Annotated in this window: 16 protein-coding genes; all 16 read right to left on the bottom strand. The window is 51.3% G+C overall.

The genetic code is table 11. The features are described from left to right. Window positions 1-2 precede the first annotated feature (2 nt). Entirely contained in the window at window positions 3-4,016 is a 4,014-nt protein-coding gene (locus tag KK083_RS26685; protein ID WP_254169193.1) for an Ig-like domain-containing protein, read from the bottom strand. A 568-nt stretch (window positions 4,017-4,584) separates the two neighbouring features. Beyond that, entirely contained in the window at window positions 4,585-5,022 is a 438-nt protein-coding gene (locus KK083_RS26690) for an exosortase F system-associated membrane protein (RefSeq protein ID WP_254169194.1), read from the bottom strand. Next, a complete protein-coding gene (xrtF, locus tag KK083_RS26695) occupies window positions 5,001-5,525 on the bottom strand; it encodes an exosortase family protein XrtF (protein ID WP_254169195.1) in 525 nt (174 codons plus the stop codon). Before xrtF ends, KK083_RS26690 begins: the two co-directional genes overlap by 22 nt. Next, on the bottom strand, window positions 5,522-6,163 hold the full coding sequence (locus KK083_RS26700) for an acetyltransferase (protein WP_254169196.1): 642 nt from the start codon (window positions 6,161-6,163) through the stop codon (window positions 5,522-5,524). The genes xrtF and KK083_RS26700 overlap by 4 nt, the downstream gene beginning before the upstream one ends. A gap of 121 nt (window positions 6,164-6,284) precedes the next feature. Further along, on the bottom strand, window positions 6,285-7,406 hold the full coding sequence (locus tag KK083_RS26705) for a DegT/DnrJ/EryC1/StrS family aminotransferase (protein WP_254169197.1): 1,122 nt from the start codon (window positions 7,404-7,406) through the stop codon (window positions 6,285-6,287). A 146-nt stretch (window positions 7,407-7,552) separates the two neighbouring features. Further along, window positions 7,553-8,305, bottom strand: a complete 753-nt coding sequence (locus tag KK083_RS26710; RefSeq protein ID WP_254169198.1) for a YdcF family protein — start codon at window positions 8,303-8,305, stop codon at window positions 7,553-7,555. Between the two features lie 56 nt (window positions 8,306-8,361). Next, complete coding sequence (locus tag KK083_RS26715) at window positions 8,362-9,015, bottom strand: acetyltransferase (protein WP_254169199.1); 654 nt, start codon at window positions 9,013-9,015, stop codon at window positions 8,362-8,364. Between the two features lie 32 nt (window positions 9,016-9,047). After that, window positions 9,048-9,812: an SDR family NAD(P)-dependent oxidoreductase gene (locus KK083_RS26720; protein ID WP_254169200.1), complete on the bottom strand. Its 765-nt coding sequence runs from the start codon at window positions 9,810-9,812 to the stop codon at window positions 9,048-9,050. Window positions 9,813-9,814: 2 nt separating this feature from the next. Next, complete coding sequence (locus KK083_RS26725) at window positions 9,815-10,873, bottom strand: 3-oxoacyl-ACP synthase III family protein (protein WP_254169201.1); 1,059 nt, start codon at window positions 10,871-10,873, stop codon at window positions 9,815-9,817. Between the two features lie 8 nt (window positions 10,874-10,881). After that, window positions 10,882-11,115 carry an acyl carrier protein gene (locus tag KK083_RS26730; protein ID WP_254169202.1) on the bottom strand — a complete coding sequence of 78 codons (234 nt, stop codon included), beginning with the start codon at window positions 11,113-11,115 and terminating at the stop codon, window positions 10,882-10,884. A gap of 33 nt (window positions 11,116-11,148) precedes the next feature. Next, a complete protein-coding gene (locus tag KK083_RS26735) occupies window positions 11,149-11,751 on the bottom strand; it encodes a sugar transferase (RefSeq protein ID WP_254169239.1) in 603 nt (200 codons plus the stop codon). Further along, a complete protein-coding gene (locus tag KK083_RS26740; RefSeq protein WP_254169203.1) occupies window positions 11,751-12,881 on the bottom strand; it encodes a glycosyltransferase family 4 protein in 1,131 nt (376 codons plus the stop codon). Before KK083_RS26740 ends, KK083_RS26735 begins: the two co-directional genes overlap by 1 nt. A 32-nt stretch (window positions 12,882-12,913) precedes the next feature. Then, window positions 12,914-14,077, bottom strand: a complete 1,164-nt coding sequence (locus tag KK083_RS26745; RefSeq protein ID WP_254169204.1) for a glycosyltransferase — start codon at window positions 14,075-14,077, stop codon at window positions 12,914-12,916. Window positions 14,078-14,128: 51 nt separating this feature from the next. Further along, window positions 14,129-15,043: an NAD-dependent epimerase/dehydratase family protein gene (locus KK083_RS26750; RefSeq protein ID WP_254169205.1), complete on the bottom strand. Its 915-nt coding sequence runs from the start codon at window positions 15,041-15,043 to the stop codon at window positions 14,129-14,131. Window positions 15,044-15,126: 83 nt separating this feature from the next. After that, window positions 15,127-16,230, bottom strand: coding sequence for a glycosyltransferase family 4 protein (locus KK083_RS26755; RefSeq protein WP_254169206.1), 1,104 nt, complete (start codon window positions 16,228-16,230; stop codon window positions 15,127-15,129). Continuing rightward, window positions 16,227-17,201: a glycosyltransferase family A protein gene (locus tag KK083_RS26760; protein WP_254169207.1), complete on the bottom strand. Its 975-nt coding sequence runs from the start codon at window positions 17,199-17,201 to the stop codon at window positions 16,227-16,229. The genes KK083_RS26755 and KK083_RS26760 overlap by 4 nt, the downstream gene beginning before the upstream one ends. Between the last annotated feature and the right edge of the window lies 1 nt (window position 17,202).

The following is a 17,202-nucleotide window of genomic DNA, read 5'->3' on the forward strand; positions in this document are numbered from 1 at the left end:
AATTATTGCTTGATAACTTTAATCCTCAAAACCTGATTCTGATCCCTGAGATTCACCAGATACATTCCTTTCACAAGCGAACGCATATCAATGGTGACACCCTCTTTGCCGGCCTCTACCGGTGCGCTGTTCACTTCCCTTCCCTGCGCATCATACAGCGATACTTTCACCTGCGCAGGAACATTGGCGATATTCAGGTAATCCGATGTAGGGTTCGGATAGAGCCTTAGGTCGCTGTTCTTACCTTCAATACCGTTGATGATGAAGCTGATCTCATCCGATACTGTCACGCAGCCGTCTTTGGTTGTTACCACGGCCTTATAGAGACCGGTTTCTTTCACCTCATACTGGCTGGCTACTGCTCCGCTCACAGGCGCATTGTCTTTATACCACTGAACAACCGCGTCCTGTGCCACAGAAAGCACATTATCGGTAACCACTACTTCGGGCTTGGCAGCATTCACGATCTTTGCTTCTACGGGAAGCCTGAGGGCCGATTCGCATCCGCTGCTGTTAACGACGGAAACAAAGTAGGTTTTCGATGCACTCAGCACGGGCGTTGTAAATGCAGCCTCGTTGGCAGCGGGAATGGCCGCGCCTCCGGTTAAAGCTTCATACCACCTGTACGATCCGCCTTTCGGGGCACCGGATGCCGACAACGTAACGCTGCCTTCACCACAGCTTTGTGCCGCCGTAACCGAAGTCACTTCGTGAACCGTGTTGATCTTTGCCTCCACAGCCTTGCGCTGAACAGATTCGCATCCGCTGATATTTACCGCCGTTACAAAATAAGTTCTCGATTGCTCCAGCACAGGTGTTGTAAAAGTTGGTTGGTTTGCACCAGCAAGTGGTTCTGTGGCGGTGGCAGTTTCATACCACCTATAGGTACCTCCCAGCGGCGCACCGGCTGCTGTCAGCGTAACACTTCCTCCTCCACAATGCTCTCCGGCAGTAACAGTGCTCACTTCAACCACGGGGTCTATGGTAACGCTCAGGGCATCATTAAAAGTATGGGCATCGCATCCGGCCGCGGAAGAGGCCACCAGCGACAATTTGTTCAGGCCAGTAGCCAGGCTGCTCCGGTTTACGGACACCGTGATCTTCTGGCCATTGCCTGTGACCGGCGCGTGCAGGTCGGCATTGCCCAGTTTAAAGACATACGCCACGCCCGGCTGGGAATTGGCTACTTCCAGCTTCACCAGCGGATCGGCACATTGCTGCACGGCGGTCAGCGGAAGCTCACGCTGCACATCTACGGCCACCGGATTGAACTTCAGCTCAAACCGGGAAGCACCTTTAGACAGGACATCGGCCGTAACGGCAAAGTTGTATTCGGCACCTTCTTCGATCACTGTTTCCTTATTCAGGAAATGGTCGATGAGCACGATGCCGTAAGCGACATCCATTTTATCCAGGTCGCCGAACCTGAGTGTATAATTTCCGGTAGCAACATCTTCCACCCTTAACTTGATATTCTTCGCAGCACATTGCAGCAGGGGGATGCTGTTGATGGCATAATCCTCGGCAGCAGTGGTTGTGTAAGAAGATACGTTGAGGTGCGTGTAGCGTTGCAGGGCATTGCTGAAGTCTCCGTTCTTACGCTTGCGGGCATCATACTGGCCATCGAAGGTTTCAACGGCATCGTCCTTGAAACGGATCACGGTTTCATCGTGCTGATTCGCTGAGAGCAGTGTAATACGCATGTAGTCGCGTGGCTGCACTTCCCTGAGGAATTCGTATTGATTGGAGGTCTTGTCTGCTTCTTTCATTACCAGGTTAGAAGCGCTGGTAGACTGGATCCAGTACGCCTGCCCCATCGCTACTTCGCCGGTCCAGCCACCAAAGGGAGGATTGGTTGCCACACCCGACACATAGGAAGCAAACTGGTTGTTGGCAGTCCGGATCCACATCGCGTCGTTCAGTCCGGTCTTCGTCACATTATCCCAGTCGATGGCCGAAGGGTAAGGATTGGGGATCAGGTTATAACCGTTGTTAGCAGTAGAAATTGGAATCGACACATTGTTTTTACCGATCGTACCGCGGACCGAGATCGTAAAATCTCCCGTCAGGTACGAATAGGCTGAATAACCTACAGTATTGCTCAGCGATGTTGAAGCCGTTGAGCCTCCGGAGCCGACCGCCACATACCCATTGGTTGCAGGGTTGAAAAAATAGATCGAGGCTGACGAGCTGTTAACAACGCCGTTAACGCCATTAGGACTCGGATCGGAGAAATTACCCGTAACCGGGAAATCATCTTTCCACATAGACACATTACCATTGGTAATGGGCATGGAGAGATAACGCCACGTATCGGGGCCGTTGATGAAACGTTGAACGGTAACGGAACCTATGAAATTTGCAGGTGTAGGCAAGGTGGCTATACGTCCGCCTGCGTTGACGCTGGTAGACCGTACGGTGAGCACACCGCTGCCTGAACCGTCGGCGTCAAACTTCGATCCGCTGTTCACCAGTGTTAGTGTGCCATCGAGATTAACATTTCCGTTTACCAGGATACCGTTTGAAGCGGTTGAATTGGTGATATTGATGTTGTTCGCGGTAAGCGTACCAGCAATGCTTTGATCCGTTGTACCGTTGAATACCAGCGTGCCGCTGTTAGCATTAAAAGTACCGTTGTTGGTCAGGTCGCCGGCTACGTTCAATGTTGATGGAGACGTGAAAGTGCCGTTGATGGTAAGGTTATTAAAGGCTGTAGTCGAGCTTCCGCCGACAGACGTGGTGCCACTGATAATGACCGTGCTGGTAGATGGGGTGAACGTGCCGTTGTTGGTGATGTTGTTGTTGGTGACCGTCAGTGTATGGGTAGCGAGATCGAACGTGCCCGCCGATACCGTAAGTCCTGCCGATACCGCAATATTCTGCGCAAGGGTCAATGTCCCGGCCGATTTATTGATAGTAAGTCCATTGCCAAAAGAAGTGGTTGATGTTCCTCCGATCAATTGAGCGCCTGTTCCATTAAAGGTCACCAGCGCGCCGGGTGAGAATGTACCGTTGTTCGTGAGGTTGGTGCCGATATTGATGGCTGATGAGCCCGAGCTGAGTGTTGTCGAGGCGGAGTTTATGGTGAGCGATCCACTAACATTCAACGTTCCTCCGCCGGCCAGTGTCTTTATTCCGGTTCCGTCCAGGATGAGATTGCCGTAAGTTCTCGTATAGACATTCTGGTTAGCAGCCGCTTCGAATGATACCGTAGCGCTGGCATTCATGGTTCCACCCGTAGGTCTCGCTGACTGATACCACCAGCCCTCTGTCTGGTTAGACCCGTTAAACGTGGTGTGCAGTATGCCCGCTGCACCCATGGTGAAGTTGGTAGCGTTCACGTAAGACGAGGTGGTGAGTGTTCCGTTTACAGTAACTGTGGCAAATCCGGTGGAGACCGTTCCTGCCCTGATGGGATCATCGGTTTCGAGAAAAGCATTCGCAGCGACTGTCAATGTTGAATTGGTCAGGCCAAGGATTTCAACGCCGGGATCCGCTGTTAAAGTGCCTGTAGTCACTGTTAAAGATCTAGCAGAGCCGATGTTAATGGTTTCCATCAAACTGCCAGTACCCGCAGCGCCGAAATCAAAAGATAATGCACAAAAATCAGCTACAGTATTATCCCAAAGCAGGATAACGTAAGGTGAAATAAGATCCACATTCGTTGCCGTAAATCGCAATGTCCCTACGTTTGAGATCACATCGGCTGTCGGATCAGCATAAAATCCAGCGCCAGTATCCCAAACCGCCAGTGATCCAGAAATGGTAAGCCTCGCCGCACCGTTACTAAAACTTAACCCGTTGGCAATATTATATTCTACGAACAGGTTATGGCATGAAAAATTGCCATTTACCGTAACGAGGAACGAGTTGGTATAGGCATTGTCATTAATCCCTGGATAATCGGTGCCTTCCACACAGCCGGTGGTACATGCCCCTCCCCAAGTGGTGCCAATATTCCAGTTACCATTTTGTGTTGCTGTAAAATCAGCTGAAAAGCCGATTAGGGAAATCATCAGAAAGCAAACCGTAAAAAGTATTCTCATAGTCAACCCTTAAGACCCGCAAAAGTAACGAAAACTTAATGTACTTCGAAATTACTGAAAGTTCTGTGAATGGCTTATATATTCGATAAACAGCCCTATTAGTAACTCAGCTACCCAATATTTTTATCTCATCGGTGCAATTTGCAGAATATTTGATTGAAGCAGGCTCTCATGATCACAAAGGTTTCTCTTACGCATGTCCCGGAACCTGCCTTGTAAAGAGCCTGGAGACATGCCAATTCTAAAAAACCGTAAAAAATGCTTGTAAAACGGGCTGCAAATGCAGATCCGGCGCTTCCCTGCCATCGACGGTCCGATATTACATTCTTCCAAAAAAACAGGTATTGTGCCGCTCGTAACTATTTTGTTTACAATTAAAAAAACAGTCGTTAGGAGCTATCCGCACAACATGCAGGGTCAACTGCGCGGCGAAGATATGGCGTTCACTACAAACATTGCAGCATTTCGGGACAGCATGCGTTGGAAGGTTATAATCCGGACTATTTCCCGGTTGAAATGCATGGGCGGGTGGCAGCGCTTAAGGATGTTGCCGGTCTTTCCTTGCCAGTCGCTGGTAATACACGGCGGGAATGATCAGGATCATCAGGGTTGGATTCACGATCAGTCGGTGAAACTGTGAAAGAAACGGAGAAGAGATCTCGGAGTCGCCTTCCAGCGAAAGCTTAACCACCAGGTACAGCGGCAACAGCACCAGCAGATCAATGACCTGTACCCACAATGCCAGCTTTAAGATACGGGTGTCGGCAAAAAGCGCATACAGCACCAGCAGCATGAAGATGTCGTTGAGAAATATGCGGGCGAGCCGGTTTATGGAGAAGTGCATCTCCGGACTGAGCTGCGCCTGGCTGATGAGTGCCAGCACGTCTGTTCGCTGAAACAGGAACACAAATGCCAGACCGGCTACACCGGCTGCCCCGATGGCAACACGTTTCATCAGGCGTTGACCGTGTTCCACCTGCCAAAGTTTTTGATCCAAAAATACCACAGCACAAATACCACGGCATAAAGAATACCCGTGAAAAAGAACTTATGAAAGAAGTACAATTGCTGCGGATAATAGAAGGCAATGCCGTACAACGCTGCCAGGCGCAACACATTCATAATATAAATGACCGCAATTCCAGCAAAAGCAAATTTCAGCAGCGCCTTCCATGCGCCCCGGAACGCGATCAGAAAGCACAGGTAGACAATGATGACATTGACGCTGTTACATCCTTCGTAAACCTCGATCACGGTGACGCCATTGCGCACCAGCGGAACATTGATGCTCCCCGTTACCTGCACAACCGAAACGGGCTCATCGAACATGCGCAGAAAGGCAGCGGTCTGCCGCGTGATCGCCAGGGTCAGCGGATCTTCTTCCTCGTAATGATCGATGTAAAATGCATACAGGGTGTTGAGCACCAGGTAAAGGGCCAGATACCGGAGGAGAAAATAGATCGCGGGTTTGTAATTCATCGCTTCACGGATTTGGCTGGAACACCCACCACTGTATGACCGGCCGCAACTTCTTTGATAACAACCGCTCCTGCTCCTACTTTGCTGCTGTTGCCGATGGTCAGGTTCTGAAGAATAACAGCGCCAGTGCCCAGCAGCACTTCTTCACCGATGTGCACGTTGCCTGAAATACGGCAGCCCGGCATGATAGCGGTAAAAGCGCCGACCTGCACATCGTGACCAATGGTGGTGTCCAGGTTAACGATCACAAATGCACCGAGCGTAATGCCTGTGGTGAGGATCACTCCCGCGGTAATGATCGTTCCCTGCTCAAAGATATTGGTATCGCTGCCAGTCTGCGCCGATGGATGGACCAGCACAGGAAACTGTATGAGGGAATTGCTGATCTGAGCAATGATCTTCTTGCGGGCCTGCGGGTTTGAAATGGCTACTGCTACCGAGAGCGGAGCAGTGGTAGTATTCAGGTCGTGAACGCCACCAAGCACGGGCAGCCCATCGATCTGCGCACCCTTCTGTTTTCCGTCATCGAAAAAGCCCAGCAGGTCCCACTGTTTTTGATGCGCATTGATCTGCTGCACCATCAAAGCTGTTTCGCGTCCCAAACCACCGGCTCCGTAAATAACGAGGTCAGATACCATTATTCAAAAATAGGTGATTAAATTGAATCAGGCCGGTAATTGGTAATCGGGTGATCGGTAATCAGTAAATGCAAGGTACAGTTCCAAACCGATTACCGATTACCGAATACTGATTACCGGCTTAAAGCATTTTACCAACCAGCGTAGTGATCTTTTCAAGCTGTGCATCCGTGAGGCTGCTGCCGGAGGGCAGACACAGGCCACGTGCAAACAGGTCCTCGCTCGCCTTCGAACCATAATAAGGGGTTCCGTTGAAGACCGGCTGCAGGTGCATGGGCTTCCATAACGGGCGGCTTTCGATGTTCTCTTTCTCCAGCGCCAGCCTCACCGTTTCGGGGGTAAGCTTGCTGGTAGCAGGTAAAAGCATACACGTGAGCCAACGGTTAGAAACACTGCCGGGAAGCTCAGGCTGAAACGATACACCCGGCAGTCCGCCCAGTATTTTTTTATAGTAGTCGTATATAGCCCTGCGACGTGCCACCCGCTGGTCGAGCACTTTCAGCTGGCCGCGTCCGATGCCTGCACTGATGTTGCTGAGCCTGTAATTGTATCCGATCTGTGAGTGCTGGTAATGCGGCGCCTGGTCACGGGCCTGGGTAGAGAGGAACTTTGCCTGCTTCACCCATTCTGCATTCTCCGATACAAGGGCTCCCCCACCCGAGGTTGTAATGATCTTGTTGCCGTTGAAAGAGTAAATGCCGATGTCGCCGAACGATCCCAGCTTTTTTCCCTTGTAAAGTGAGCCAAGGCCCTCTGCAGCGTCTTCGATGATCTTGATGTCATAGTGACGGGCGATGGCCACGATCTCTTCCATCTGCGCCGGCATGCCATACAGGTGCACCACGATGATGGCCTTGGGTTTCTTTCCCTTCCTGATCCTGTCTTCAATGGCTGACCGAAGTGCCTGAGGGTCCATATTCCAGGTGCTATCTTCTGAATCCACATACACCGGGGTGGCACCCTGGTAAACAATGGGATTACAGCTGCCGGCAAAGGTGAAGCTCGAGCAGATCACTTCGTCATGCTGCTTCACGCCCAGCATGATCAGGGCGAGATGAATGGCAGCAGTGCCCGAAGACAAGGCTGCGCAATGAGGTGTATTGTTATAATCCGCCAGCTCCTTCTCGAACAGGTCGAGGTGAGGACCTGCGGGTGAAATCCAGTTCGATTGAAACGCTTCCTGTACAAACTTCAGCTCGTCACCTCCCATGTGCGGCGGTGACAGATAGATTCTTTCGTTCATTTAATCTTTTGTTATAAAGGGCGAAAATATACTTAAAAAGTTGCCGGTTTCCAGTTGCCAGTTACCGGTTGGCGTAGTCATCATTAGCGATTGTGGTCAGTTTCAAGTTAAAAAGTTTAAGGTTTAAAGTTGCGGCCGGCAACCATTCACTTAGTCAGTGCTAGTTTGGCCAGCCCTCCGTATTCATGAATGACCAGGGCCATCATGTGGATCTTGGCTGACGATGGCCAGAAGTCGTAGGCATTTTTCTGAGGGTCGCGTTTGATGTAGTGGTCCGTGGGTGCCGCCACCGGAGCCAATCCCTCACGCTCGAAATACTTCATGGCCCTGCGCATGTGAAAAGCACTGGTTACCAGCACGAGCTTGTGCTGCTTTCCAAATCGCCGGCTATAGTCCTTTGCTTCTTCCGCCGAGTTTGCCGGTGTTGGTACCATCAGCGTATCGGCGGGTGCCACGCCCAGCTCGAGCGCAGCCTTCGCCAGCATCTCAGCTTGTGGGATGCGGCCCGACGCCGAGTATCCGCTGCACACGATCCTGCTACCGGGCAGCAGGCGGTGAAGGCGGATCGCTTCATTCAGCCTTGCGCGGGCGGGATCAGAGAGCTGATTTAAATGAGGCAGGCCGGGTGCATAGGCATGTCCTGCGCCCATGACCAGGATGTGCACGTCGGGTGCACCACCGGCCTCCGCGATATCAACCACGGGGTATGTGTCTTCCAGGCGATGAATGAGCCACTGAGGCACCGGTGAGATGCTGATCACGAAAAACCAGATCGCCGCTGTATAAAGACAAATTTGGAACAAGCGCTTTTTACCGAACCTGCGCGCGACCAGGCACACAATGATCAGCAGCCACAGGATCACCAGCGGATGAAGCATGTCGTTGAAGAATCTGTACATGGCGTGATCCGTAAGTTAAGCCAGGAATGTAACGGAAACCGTAACCGGAAGGCTGATCATATTTTTTGCGTGGCGATAACTTTCTCCTTAAACCTGTAAAACACCACGGTATCGTCTTCCACTGATTTATCGAGCACCATGCCTGCGGCGATCTTGTTCCTGTTGCCCACGGTGATACCGGGTATGGTGGCGCTGTTGATGCCGAAGAGGTTATCGTCGCCCACTTTGGTGAATCCCGAAAAAGATACGTTCGGACTGATAAAATTGTGTTGCCCCACAGCGCTGTCGTGCCCGAGGCTTACCCGCGCGTTGAGCAATGTAAAGTCCCCCACTTCCACATTAGGGCCGATGTTGACGTATGGTGCAATGACCACACCGGTGCCGATCTTCGCTGACGGCGAGACATACGCCACGGGATGGATAACGGTTGCAAAGCGCGCGCCTTCCGCCAAAAAGCGCTCGACGATGGGCCTGCGGTAAGCCAGGTTGGCAATGCCCATCACGTATTGCTTATCTTTCTGGATCACGTGCTCACGGATGCTGCCTAAAAAAGGTGCTGATAATTTATAACGCGCATAGCTGGCGGGGTTGTCGTCAATAAAACCTGCCACTTTGAAGGCTGGTGTTTTGCTACGGTCAAACCCGGCGAATGCGATGTATTCGTCGATCTCGGCGGCGTGTCCTCCTGCGCCTATGATGATAACTTCCATGAATGATTGAATGAATGATTTTAATTTTCTCGTCAGCGTGCGGTGTAACCTCCGTCGACCATCAGGTTTGTTCCCGTGATCCATCGTGATGCATCCGACAGCAGGAACACGCAGGCGTTGGCCACATCTTCCGGTTCGCCCAGCCCCAGGGGGTGATAGCTCCTGATCTTTTCAAGCGAAGCCTCGTCCTGGCTATAGACAGCACTGCTGCTCATGGGTGTAACCACCACACCGGGAGAAACACAATTGACCCTGACCTTTTTCGGCGCCAGCTCCAGCGCCAATGATTTCGCACCCGCCACCAGCGCTCCTTTGGTAAGGCTGTACAATGTTTTGCCGGCTTCTCCCACCACACCCATCACCGAGGTTATAAAGACCACGCTCGCGCCTTCCTTCGCCGCATAGCCCGGCCGGGTGAGCAGCCTGGTCAGGTTGATGGAAGCGTTCACGTTCGTTTTGAAAAAATTACTAAGCTTATCTTCCGAAATATTCCGCAAAGGCAGCGTGGTGGAAATGCCGGCGCTGTGAATCACACCGTGAATACCGCCAAGGTCTTTCAACGCGGCGAGCTTCTCTTCTGTTTCCGCCGCCTCGGTCAGGTCCATGGGCAGGATCCGGTGATGTGAATGATCCATCAATGACAATGTCTCGCCGAGCCTGACTTCATTGCGGGCGATCAGGATCACCTTCGCTCCCACTCTGCTGCAGGATATGGCGCACTGGCGGCCGATGCCTGATGAAGCACCGGTCACTACAATCACTTTTCCACGCAGGTCAAAAGGATGATGCGCTTCCATGGTCAGACCTCAACCAGTTCACTGATGTGGCAATTTTCAAAATTCATCACGGCGGTAGCCCACGACATGCCCACACCAAAACCACACAGCAGCATTTTTTTAGATTCAGCAAGATTGTCTTTCAGCTGAGAGACAATGGTGAGCGGAATGGATACCGATGACGTATTGCCAAATTTCTCGATCGAGGCCGGAACTTTGCTGTTGTCGAGCTTCAGCTTATTCTTCAGGTAATCGTTCATGTAACTATTGGCCTGATGGAATACGAAGTAATCGAGGGAGTCCATCGCCGTATTGGAAAAAGACAACAATTTCTTAATGTCTTTCGGGATCTCCAGCAGCACAAAATTGAAGACATCGGCGCCGTTCATGTATCCGTGCTCTTCGGAGCGGATGTTGCCGTGCTCGTCCACCACTTTTTCTTCCAGGGTCTCGGGCGTGCTGGGGTTCCTGTATCCGCCAGCGTTCACCTTGATGAGCGATTCTTTGGAACCATCTGAGTTCAGCGAGAACCAGGCATTGCCATACTTCTCGTCACGTTCGATGAGCGCTGCCACGCCGCCATCCCCGAACAGGAAAGCGGTCTTCCTGTCTTTGGGTGAATAAATGCGTGAGCGTGTTTCTCCATCCAGTAAAAGCGCTTTGCGGAAGCCACCGGTCTGCATCATGGAATAGACCACCGAGAGGCCGTACACAAAAGCGGAGCAGCCGAGGTTCATATCAAAAGCCGCCGTTTGTTTGGAGAGTCCGAGGCGTTCCTGCAGCAGCACACCCGTTGCGGGCATCCTGTAGTCAGGTGTTTGCGACACGAAGATGAGCAGATCTATTTCGCTGCGATCAACGTTCAGGTCGGCGATCAGGCGCTCGGCAGCTGCGAAGCAGAGGTCGGAAGAGCAGATGTTGGCCGGCGCGAATCTTCTTTCTTTAATGCCGGTCTTCTCTACAATATCCCTGACAGAATCCTTATCAAAATACTGCGTGTATTCGTAATTGTTAACAACCTGTTTTGGCACCGCTGCGGCAAGGCCACGAATGCCAACACCGTTAAAAGAGATTAATGCCATTGATGGGTTTAATTTTTAGCGGCAGCACGTTTTGCCACTTCATTGAAAAGATCTTCGACCGTGATCAGTTTTTGAAATACTTCGTCCTCGATCGTTACATCAAACTGGTCGTCAAGGTTTGCGATCAGCGAGAGGCGGCCCAGCGAGTTCCATTCGTCGTAATCGCGAAATTTGTCACTCATGGTGATTGGCCGGTCTATTTCCAAAGCTTCCTTGAACGATTCTATAAACTTGTCTTTCATTGTATTACGGATAAACCGCAAATTTACACATTTTTAATTGCCTTTAAAAGATTCCATGGTGGCCGACCCGGAGGCACTGATGCCCTCCCGTTTGAATACTTTGCTGACCGTCATGAAGAGGATCTTCATATCGAGGCGAAAAGACAGGTGCTCCACGTAGTAAACATCCAGCTCGAAACGCTCGGGCCATGAAATAGCATTGCGGCCATTGACCTGCGCCCAACCCGTGATGCCTGGCCTCACCTCGTGGCGGCGTGCCTGCCGTGCGTTGTACAACGGAAGGTACTTCACCAGCAACGGCCGGGGGCCGATCAGGCTCATGTCGCCCAGCACTACGTTGATCAATTGCGGAAGCTCGTCAAGGGATGTGGACCGGACAAACTTACCCACGCGGGTCAGCCTGTCCCTGTCAGGAAGCAGTGCGCCGTTGCTGTCACGCTTATCGTTCATGGTCTTGAACTTCAGCACCCTGAACACCTTACCTCCCCTGCCAGGCCGCTGCTGTGTAAAAAATGGTTTCCCTGAATTTACAAAACTGAGAATGACCGTCACGATCAGGATCACGGGCAGGGCGATCAGCAGCGCGAAACCCGCTACAACGATGTCGATGGCCCGTTTAAAAAAGCTGCGGTACATCATGAGACAGCGATCAATTTATGTGCATTCTCAGGACCAAATTCCGTGGAGGCAGCAAGGGCGTTCGTGTGAAGCTTGCGCTGGTAGTCGGGGCGGGCCGCGATCTCTTCAATAAAAGCAACCATGGCGTCGAGCTCGGTATCTTCAAAACACCGGCCCATGCCATACTTCGCGATGAGGGCAGCCAGCTCGGAGTGTTTCGATGCCAGGCAAAGCATGGGCGCTCCAACCGACATCAGGTTGTAGGTCTTGCTCGGCACACTCAGCAGCGACGCCTCCTTGCCCAGCGTTACAACAGCGAGGTCTGCCGCTGACAGTGAATACGGAAGCATCTGCACATCCTGCCACGGCAACATCAGGCAGTTGGTAAGCCCATAAGAAGCGATGCGTTCTTCCAGCATTTTCTTTTTATCTCCTTCGCCGATGATGACAAACTGCACCTGGTTGTTCCGGAGCCTGGCAGCAGCCTCCACCAGCATTTCAAGGTTGTGCGTGAAGCCCAGGTTACCGGAATACATCACCAGGAACTTGCCCTGCAGCCCGTTTGCTGCGATGAACTTGTTCTCGTGCTTATCTACAGGTTTCAAAAATGTATTGTCTGTCCAGAGTGGCGCAACTTCTATTTTCGACGCATCGGCATACTGACTCAGCAACGTCTTCATACCCTCACTGAGGGTGAAGAGCTTCGCTGCCCTGGCAAATATTTTTCTATTGGCGCGCTTCCATAACCTGATCACGAAGGAGTCTGCCTTCATGATCTTGTATTCCACCAGGGCATCGGGGTACACATCGTAAGTAAGAATGAAAAACCTGTTGCTGCAAAACAACGGCAGCAGCGGCGCGAAGGGCGGATTGGATACAATGTAAAGATCTGCCTTGCGATATTTGGTCTTCACCAGGAACAGGATCTGCACAAATGCCCAGCCCCAGGTCCAGAGTCGTTTGATCGTGGTGGTGCGGTTATAGGTAACGATCTTCTCCACCTTCACATCGCTATCAAGGGGTACGTTGCGCGCCGTAAGCTTGCCGGTAATAAAGGCGCGTGTCTTGTACTTTCCCCTGTGGGCGTTGATGATATCGATCATCAGGTACCCGGAGTTCTGATTAATGAATACGATCTGATCACTCATGGGTTCAAAAGGTCATGCATGTGACAGGTTGTTCAGCGCTGCTTGCCAAAAATGCTGACGAAGTTCATCGCGAAGGTTTTCAGCCGGTCTTCGTACTTCTGGTACAAGGCCTGGCCCTGACGACCCGGAAATGACGCGAGGAGCTCTGCCAATTTCTTCTCATCGTGGGGTTTGAAGAAGATACCTTTTTCGCCCAGCTGTTCTATGTTCACATCAAGGTCAGAAGCGATCACAGGAACCTGCAGCGATATCGCATCTTCGATCACGGTGCTCCATCCTTCGAACAAGCTTGGCTGAACGATCGCTTTCGCGTGTTTCATCAGGCAAAGCTGATCCTGGCGGGGTATTACGCCCAGCAGGCTGATGCGGTCATCCAGTGCGTTGTCGCTGATCAATGCTTTCAGCTCGCTGATATAAGCCTGGTTGATAGCCGACTCCATCTTGCCAGTGAAGGCCACGTGCACTTTTTCATTCTGCGCTTTGAGCAGTGCCAGGGCCTTCAACACCACCGTGTGGTTCTTGTGATTGTGAAACTGGTTCGATACCAGGTAATAGCTTGCCGGCAGCTTATACTTCTCCCGAAGCTGATCGATGTTGCCGTTGCTGGCCTTTTCATCGATGATGGACGCAAAATGCAACACATGCACCTTCATCGAGTCCCTGAGCTTATAGAACTTGCGGAAGTGGCTGGCCACATCATAGCTCGATAGCACCAGGTGGTCTGTGTTCTTCAATAACAGCCTGAGTCTTGCCTCGCGCAAAATGAGCTGGCTTTTGGTGAAGAACTGCGGATAGAATTTGTGCTGCAGGTCGGGGAACCATGCTGCGGCAACGAAGCCTGGCTTGCGGAAAGCTTTAGACGCCGGAACAGGCTGATCGTTCAACGGATAAAGTCCATCGAGATCAAATTCATTGACCAGTGATTCAGCGAAAAGGTTCTTGCCTTTAAGCATCGAGAACAGGTATTGCTTGTAGAGGTTGCCAAAGTTACGCTGAACGAGCTTGAGGTAAGGATACTGGATCTCCTTCGTAAATTCAGCCAGCGTCGGGTTGTAAAAAAGGATTATCTCAGGTTTGTCCTCATCATCCAGGAAGTTCAACGCGTTCACGAGATTGATGACATAGATCACGCCTCCCATCCAGCTTTTGCTGAAGTTGAAGATCACCCCTATCTTGAGTCTTTTCTTTGTATTCATGTTTTCAATTTTACCACGGCTTCAAACCGCGGTGACTTTCTAAAATTTTTCTCAGATCAATTTTTCAAAACGCAGCAGGTCGGTCAGTCCTTCTTCGATGTTCACCTGGGGCGTCCAACCTGTGAGCTGCTTTAAAGTATCGATGCTGGCCACCTGTGTTTGTTTATCGAACCTTCTTACCCTCGTGTTATCGAACTTCACATCGATGGTTCGTCCGGCGATCTTTCCGATCATGTTAATGATCTCGTGCACGGTGAAGCCCTTGCCTGTGGCTACGTTCACGGTGCTGACACCCGAGTTGCAAGACTTCCACAACCTGATGAGGGCTTGTGCGCAGTCGCGGGTATGGATGTAATCTCTCACTGTTGAAATGTTACCGAGCTGAAGCTGGCTGGTGGATTGCAGCTGGCGCAGGATCTCGGGAATGATGTGCGGGTTGGTCTCCCGCGGGCCGTAGTTATTAAAAAGTCGTGCGATCACCGTTGTAGTGCCATTGAGGCTGTGATTGAGCTGACAGAGCTGTTCGCCAAACAATTTGCTCCATCCATAGATATCCACAGGAGCGATCGGTGTAGACTCTGACAACAAGCCGGCGCTGTCTGCATAAACGGCTCCTGACGAAGCGAAGACCACTTTATTGACGCCTGCCGCCGCGGCTGCCCGGAGAATGCTTTGTGTACCTTCGGCATTCACACGCAGGGTCCGCTCGGGGTTATCGTTGCACTCCGGTATGTAGTGGATGGCCGCCATGTGAAAAACGGCGCTGGGTTTTACCTCGCGGAAAAAGGCCGTAACCATAGCGTGGTCGGTGATGTCGATCTCGGCCAGCGACACATTCTGGATGTCCTGAATGTGGGGCGCAATCCTGTTCTTGTTGTCGAGAATAACAACCTCTTCTCCCGAAGACTTCAGCTGCCGAACCAGCTCGTTACCGATAAAACCTAAACCTCCTGTGACAATGACCATATTTTTAGCTAATTGAGAACGCTATCAAACCGCAAAACAACGAATTTAGGCGGACATCGATAGCATGGTGTACGATTATATATTTAATTTCTTTTTGCCGAGGCGATCTCTCCAAAAAACCTGCGATAATCATCGCCGATCTTGCCAATCGCGTATAATTGCCGGGCTTCCGAGGCCTTTTGCTGGATCCTTTCCCGGAGCTGACTATCTAAAGCCAATGCCTGCAGCCTCTTCGCCAGGGTGTCTACGTCGCCTACTTCTACCAGGTAACCGTTTTCGCCGTCGTGGATGATCTCCGAAGGACCCGCCTCACAATTGAAGCTTACGCAGGCCAGCGGCGTTGACATGGCTTCGATCAGCGCGTTCGGAAATCCTTCGATCACTGACGTAAGCGCGAATATTTTACTTTGCGCCAGGAACAGATCCACATCCTGCTGAAACCCGGCAAAGTGCACCCTGTCCTGTAAACCCAGCTCCTGGGCCAGCTGCTCCAGCCCGGCTCTTTTAGGGCCATCGCCCACAATCACCAGCTTCCAGCCAGGGGCGTTCACTTTTGCAAAAGCCTGGATCAGGAAGTGCTGACCTTTTTCACGCACGCACCTGCCCACGGTCACGATCTGGTCTTTCCGCTCCACGCGGTGCTCTTTAATTTCTCTTAAAAAATTCGGGATGATGCGGATAGGACAGGCGTAGCGTGTGCGGTAAGCTTGCGCCGCGGCCTCGGTCTGGGCGATGATACCATTGACCCGTTGTTTCAGTACACTGTGCGAAAAACGGTAGAGGGCATCCAGCATCTTGTTGTTCGGGAATCGCACACGCGAGGGACTGCTCCGTCCTGAGATCACAACTTTGGTCGGGAGCCCCAGTGACGAAAACAATGTCAGCGCCATATACCCCAGTGAAAAAACAACATCAGGCTTGCCCTTCCGCAGCTCGGTGCGCAGGAAACGCAACACATACGGCATATACATGACCCTTCCCAATTTCTGGCGTACAGATGCGGGAGGTTCGATGAGCTTGACCGAAGGATGCAATTCGTAGAACACGGGCTTTTTGTACATCACCAGAATGGAGACATCGTCACCCAGGCCCACCAGATAGTTGGCAAGCACTGCGGCGGTACGTTCTGTTCCACCCACGGTCATTTGGGGAAGCACGATAAAGACTTTTTTTGCCGGATGGTTCACTTTGAAAGTTTCGTTTTGTAAAAATTGTTGGCCATCATGGCTATGCGCAGGAGCCCAGCCTTGTCGAGCAACAACTTGTATTTGTTGACCCTTGAATTGAAGTTCAGTTTATTAACACTGTAGTCGATGTGCGCTTCTATCGCCTCCGGAAGCTGTACAGGGTTTTCCTTTTCCAGGAAAGAAATGTCGGCGCTGGTAAACTTCTCACTCTTCCTGGTCCTGGTACCGCTGCCGTCGTTGCCAACGTTAAACGATTTGGGAACATACGGTGACACGGTGAGCAGGTCGTGCTTCACCATGTGGTACACGTTCAGATAATCCAACGCGAGCATTTTATTCTGCGAGACAATGCTAAGCATCGCCGGATAGAGGTCAGCGCCGTTCCTGTAAAGGCGGTCAACGAACGTTTTATCTTTCAGCGACGCCTTCACCTGTGCCAGGTCATATTCATTGCCCTTCAGGAACCTGTCCTTCCACATAGCAAAACCCCATGGATTGAACCTGTTCTGGAAATAGACCTTATTCTTTTTATCAGCCTCTACAGGGAAAAACACAGAAAAGGAAAAAGCAGATATGGAGTAGACACGTTTGTTGTGCTCATAGAAGGATAGTCCTTCATTCATATACTTCAGGAAATCGGGCGCCACAACCACATCGTCTTCGAGGAAGATGAACCGGTCGTGATCCCTGAACAAAATTTCGAATGAATCGGAATATGCTTTTGCCAGTCCTTTGTTCTTTTCATGAAAAACGCGCACTACCTTACCAAAGCCTGTGATCTGGCGGATATAATTCCTGACCTCTTCAATGGAAGCGCTGTGCTCCGGCTTATACGGTGCATCCGAAGAAATGTAAACTGTGGTATCACGCGCAAAGTCACATCGCTTCAATGATTCGATGCATTTCTTCAGGTATTCCAACCGGTTATACACCATGATCAGCACCGGGGCTTTCTTATTCTCGATACTCATG

It is taken from the genome of Chryseosolibacter histidinae (assembly GCF_018598225.1).
GTDB lineage: Bacteria > Bacteroidota > Bacteroidia > Cytophagales > Cyclobacteriaceae > Chryseosolibacter > Chryseosolibacter histidini.